The organism is Streptomyces hilarionis, from assembly GCF_024539675.1.
Classification (GTDB): Bacteria; Actinomycetota; Actinomycetes; order Streptomycetales; family Streptomycetaceae; genus Streptomyces; species Streptomyces hilarionis.
In genome coordinates this window covers 1-239 of the sequence record NZ_JAHHIT010000882.1, presented here as the reverse complement: position 1 = coordinate 239, position 239 = coordinate 1, and the positions used below count along the sequence as shown (strand labels likewise).

Annotated in this window: 1 protein-coding gene; it reads right to left on the bottom strand. The window is 43.9% G+C overall.

The window, feature by feature from the left end:
• Positions 1-56: 56 nt before the first annotated feature.
• On the bottom strand, positions 57-239 hold a 183-nt coding region (locus KMS84_RS44865), incomplete at its 5' end, for a hypothetical protein (protein WP_256921670.1).

The window sequence follows — 239 nt, the reverse complement described above, 5'->3', positions numbered from 1 at the left end:
CTTCTATGTTGCGTCCAACTTTGGAAGTTTGAGATTGCATACCATTGCCTCTTTCATCATGACGGGGGAACCCCGTAGGTTACTGTTATTACTCTAAAAGGATTGTTAGGGCAGGTTTCCTTTATGAAGTCGATAGCAGTATCGGCATTCTTGAATAACCTGGTTTTCCCTAACGCGGTTACAACGTTGTAAACCTGTCCCGTCGAAGGACTTTCAATAATTAATGCCCACTTCCGTCC